The following is a 4,655-nucleotide window of genomic DNA, read 5'->3' on the forward strand; positions in this document are numbered from 1 at the left end:
TGTCCCCTTAGCTATGATTTTAGAAGCGGGGTGGCTGTTCAGGCTCATCTCATATTGGACAAGGCTTCCTCTTAAGTTTTTTGATATCATCGCCGAAAAATGAAAAGGACTAAAACAATGAATGTACTATGTTGGGGAGCGGTGCTTGTTGCCGCATTGACTGTAGCTGCGTGTGGTGGTTCTGGTGGCAGTGGCGGTAATAATTCGGGGGGTAGCAGCACCAATACCTCTGGTAATTATTCGGTTACCATCGACACGCAGCAGTTAGACTTTTCGGCGGTGCGCAATCAGGGTGAAAACTGCTCGTTTGATGCACAAAGTGTAAATATCCGCTTTAAAGGCGACAGCCTGATTTTGGAGCATCCCCCCGGTGTTGACGATCCTTACTGGCGGTACATACAGAAATTGACCAATGTGACTTCCAGCAGCGCAACGCTCACTGTAGAACCCTCGTTTTATTGTCAGCAGCCGCCGGGCAATTACAGTACCCGGTTGCGCCTGGTGAGTGGTAAACAAGACGGTTCCGTTGTTGTTTATGACGATCTCGTGGTTAATTATTCCGTTGAAGATAATTTAGCGTTTGCTGAATCTGATGATTTAACCGTGGCTATTACAGCCGATGCACTGAAACAAGGGCGCGCTGCCGAATTTAAGGTGGATACCTGGGGTACCGAGTGGCAACTTGTCAGCGATCAGGACTGGCTGATATTTGATCCTGCGGCGTCTACCGGTAACAACAGTCAGGACTATCAAACCGTCAGTGTATCGGTCGACCTCAGCAAGGTGCCTGACGTCAATACCGAAGCCAGTTTTTCGTTGCAAAAAGTCGATGGTACATCGATGGATACCGAGAATATATCGTTTAAGCGGGAAGCCGTTCGAGTGTGGTTGGATCAACGTGCGTTGGCGTTAAGCCTGTTTGATGGTGAAGCGAATACGCAGACCATCTTAAATTTACACAGCAATAGTGCAATCGATTTCTCTACGTTGAATTTAACGGCGGGTGCGGATTGGTTGGTGGTTAATACCAACCGCCGCGAGGTCATTTTTTCGGTGGATAGAGGTGCATTGGCCGCCGGTTTTTATCGAACCAGTGTGAGCATGGCGCAAGATGGCCAGTACGTTGGCCCTGAGTTCCAGGTGGGTTTGTATATTCACGATGGTGCGCTGAGCGCCGAGCGTGAAATTTCTTTACAGCGTGAGTTGCGCAACCCGGTGGTGGTTGCCGATCCGCTTGGGCCCTATGTGTACACCCTGCATTCGCCCACGGTGAAGGTATTTAATATCTATACCGGTGCTTTGGTGGAAGAATTGGATTATCCACAGCAAGAGGGTACTATTTTTGGGGGGCACCACCATCAGTTTCCTCACTATGTCACTGATGACGGAGCGGTTTTGTATGTGAGTAACCAGATCGACCATAGTCTCGCCACCACTGGCGACGAAGAGCCTATTTATCATCGCTACGACCTGGTGAATAAAGTGTGGCTGAGCGATGTGAGCGCCATTGATTATGCAAAGCCGATTGCCGTTCAGGGGCGCATGTATCATCGCAGTTACGACTACCCGCCAGCGCTGGTGAGCGTGGAGGATCGCCAATCCATTTTCTATGCCGAGCTGGAGTGCGGCATGCTGCGCTCGTCGGCGGGTGGTGAATTTTTAAGTCGCATTCATAAAGAAGGCAATGCATTGGGTTACCCCCTGCGTGGCTACGAAGTGATCCAACCCGAAGTATATCTAGAGCTCGGGCAGATGAATTGCGAGGTATTGCACCGTGCTACGTCGCATCAAATTGGCAGTTACTTCGATTATTTGAAAATGGACTTGAGCGCAAGCGGCCAGTTTATGTTATTGGGAAGTAGCTTGCTTGCTTACGATCAGCAGCAAGGGTTTTCGGTGGCAACCTATTTGGCCTTGCCCAGTATCTTTGATGGTACCGACGAGTCGTCACGTATTATTGAAGGTGCGCTTGTAGATGACAGTGGTAGTGCATTTATCGCCGTGGATGAGAGAGGTGTGGCTGAATATATTACCCAGTACAATAAACAGGGTGATGAAATACAAACGTTTCCTGCCGAGGATAAGCTGATGCAGAGTTCGTCTGATGGGCGCACGCTGTTATTGAGCAATTCGCACCTTTACGGCGACGAAAATCCTAGCCTGATTGTGTTGGATAAAACTGCGTCGGCATCGAACGCGCTGTAGTTTTTGGCGAGCTCCCGCGGTCCCCGTGGGAGCTGCTATTATTTCGGTTAAATATCGCAGGCCTGCGTAAATAAACTTGGCCCACCTTCGATGGCACTTTCACCATCCAACCAATGGATGGATGGCAATCCCTTTCCTTTCCATGCGACGAAACCATTTTTCCCCTACCTAAATAACTTTAAAGCTAGCCCTACGTTGGATAGCTTTTTCATTTGGTGAGAGTCTCGATTTCGCTACTTTACCGACCAACGAACCGTCCGATCTTGTAAATATATACCCTTTAGACCCTAAGAATTCTTATGTCCAGAGCTTTATCTCGCGCAAAGGGGGATATAGCAACACCTTCTGCTCTAGTGCGAGGACTTAACATATGCAGCAGTCTTTTAAACACTTTTTTCCCCTAAAAGATATCTTTGGTTCGAGGTCGCCGAAAGTCCAAAATAACGTTCCAGCACCCAAATACCCATCTTCCAATGTCTCCACTAAGTTACTTTAAATAACAGTCGCTTCTTAGAGCTTTGAGGCCAGAAGATATACTGCTACTGCGCCCGTTATTATGGGTAACCCCAGCTCTAGCAATAACCACCTTAAATTTTGGCTTCTCAGAAACAGCTGAAATCGGTTGTCAAACCTTTTCAGTGACTCTGGTATTCTTCGTGATTCAACCGTTTGAGATGCGTTCACTATAGAGCGCTGTAGCTGCTTAATATCAGTAGACACCTTATTGATTGCATTACATGCACTAACAACCTCAGTATTTCCCTGCGCATTTAAGGCTCTCTTTACTTCCGTCTCCCATATTTCGAGTTTGCGAACAATCTCCGTAATAGGGTCCGCTAATGAACCTATTTTTCCTGCTTCATCTTTCCACCAGTTATACAGGCTGCTCTGTCGCGGATCACTTGGGTAATCACCGTGTATTGAGCCGAGTTTTGCTGTAGTCACAAAAGACAACCTTGTTCCCGTGACTCTTAACCCCCATTCCTGAAACGCATCAATACTACACCAAAGAAAATGAACCAGCATGTATCCGTTTAAAATCAAAAGGCCACTCGTTATTGCGGCATTGTCAAGTCCTTTAAATTTTAGACCTAAAATACTTGAGGTTGATTCGATCTCCAAGCCGCCGATAATTAGTGAAATGGAAAGAAAGCTGACGAAAACAAGGTTTCCTCTCAACTTCCTCACGTATTCGCTGAAGTCGGCCGCTACCGGCTCTCCTAGCGATTTCTCTACTTCTTTCATCACTGAAACTCCTTACTCGATTTTGTGTGGTTTCGTCCTACCTTCGAAAAGTAGATAGTTAAAATGTACCAACCTCCTATGTAATTAAACCGCCTGCGTCCATTCGGAAACTGTTGTTAATTGTACGGTATGGGAGCTATCCAGCACCTAAAATACAACCCCACCAAACGGCGATTCAGCAAGTCTCGCGAGATAGCTCTTCCAATTTGTTTTAATTGAGTACTGGAGTGCTTAGTGTTGGCATGTACTTTTTAACTGAATATTCGGCCACGATTTTTCCCCTCTAAGCTTCTGGTTGCTTTTGTCGCCACTTTCTCGCAAATAGCGGCGCGAAACCGTAAGAAAGTCCGGCTAGGATGCAAAAGCTAATCGATATAATAAGAAAGGTTGTACCGTGCGTTTTGAAAAAATAGATATTGGTAATCAAAGCTATGCCAGCAAAGATCCACCATAAATTCAACAATAACTTACTCATAATTTTTACCCTAGATTTTAGTGAGACAGTTTTCTAATTCTTTGGCCATGCTTTCGGACAGTTCAAGAGCAATGTTTGCTAGTTTATCAAACGAATTGATCGGGCTTTATTCAAACGCTCACTTAACTCTTTGGTCAGTTAAGCGGAGTACTTGTACAGGGGTTATGTACTCGATGTACATGCCCACCAAATAACGAGCAACAATCGCTGAAAAGATGCCTGAAGCACCAACGGCCATCCAAAAGACAAGCGAATAGCAATCCTGCGCTAGTTTCTCGAAAGCCCCGATGTAAGGGTCATATCCATTATCTGGTGCGTACGTAAAATACGCAGCGCTTAAAGAGATGGTCGTCAAACAGAAAGCGATAAAACTCTTAACTGCACAAAATCTCAAGCGAGACTTCTTTCCCGACTTTGCCCACTTTGACACGCTTTCTGCCAGCACCTTAGCAAGAGGTGGTAACACCCAAATTGTCACCAAAGCTAATACCGATAAGATCGACCAAATAATAAACATTTTCCAATCTCCTACGATTTGTCCCTTGACGCCGATCGGGTATAAAACAATGACACTATTGCAAGGGCAGAGCCTACCAATAGTGGCGATACTGCATAGATTGAATTCTGAGGAAGGCCTGCATATTTGTTGCTGACATAGGCCAAAACAGAGCCTAAAATTGCCGCAATGATCACTTGTGAGGATAACTTCCAATTTAACTTATTCATATTT

The 4,655-nt window shown here is 45.9% G+C and carries 5 protein-coding genes; 1 reads left to right on the forward strand and 4 read right to left on the reverse strand.

The genetic code is table 11. The features are described 5' to 3' along the window. The first annotated feature begins 117 nt into the window (after positions 1 to 117). Positions 118 to 2,205: a hypothetical protein gene (locus AC3A8L_RS20000; protein WP_487964036.1), complete on the forward strand. Its 2,088-nt coding sequence runs from the start codon at positions 118 to 120 to the stop codon at positions 2,203 to 2,205. A gap of 510 nt (positions 2,206 to 2,715) precedes the next feature. On the opposite strand, the gene AC3A8L_RS20005 is transcribed toward AC3A8L_RS20000, so the two are convergent. The 4 genes from AC3A8L_RS20005 to AC3A8L_RS20020 all read right to left on the reverse strand — a co-directional run. Then, positions 2,716 to 3,450, reverse strand: a complete 735-nt coding sequence (locus AC3A8L_RS20005) for a hypothetical protein (protein ID WP_487964037.1) — start codon at positions 3,448 to 3,450, stop codon at positions 2,716 to 2,718. 283 nt (positions 3,451 to 3,733) lie between these two features. After that, positions 3,734 to 3,925, reverse strand: coding sequence for a hypothetical protein (locus AC3A8L_RS20010; RefSeq protein ID WP_487964038.1), 192 nt, complete (start codon positions 3,923 to 3,925; stop codon positions 3,734 to 3,736). A gap of 118 nt (positions 3,926 to 4,043) precedes the next feature. Then, positions 4,044 to 4,442 (reverse strand): hypothetical protein, encoded by a 399-nt coding sequence (locus AC3A8L_RS20015; RefSeq protein WP_487964039.1) that lies wholly within the window; start codon positions 4,440 to 4,442, stop codon positions 4,044 to 4,046. An 11-nt stretch (positions 4,443 to 4,453) separates the two neighbouring features. After that, positions 4,454 to 4,655, reverse strand: a 202-nt coding sequence (locus AC3A8L_RS20020) for a hypothetical protein (RefSeq protein ID WP_487964040.1), incomplete at its 5' end; no start/stop codon positions are given.

Source organism: Marinagarivorans sp., assembly GCF_982758155.1.

What these genes read in the sequence shown, in the direction of transcription:
- AC3A8L_RS20000 (WP_487964036.1), top strand. Translation starts at nt 118, where the DNA reads ATGAATGTACTATGTTGGGGAGCGGTGCTTGTTGCCGCATTGACTGTA.
- AC3A8L_RS20005 (WP_487964037.1), bottom strand. Translation starts at nt 3,450, where the DNA reads ATGAAAGAAGTAGAGAAATCGCTAGGAGAGCCGGTAGCGGCCGACTTC.
- AC3A8L_RS20010 (WP_487964038.1), bottom strand. Translation starts at nt 3,925, where the DNA reads ATGAGTAAGTTATTGTTGAATTTATGGTGGATCTTTGCTGGCATAGCT.
- AC3A8L_RS20015 (WP_487964039.1), bottom strand. Translation starts at nt 4,442, where the DNA reads ATGTTTATTATTTGGTCGATCTTATCGGTATTAGCTTTGGTGACAATT.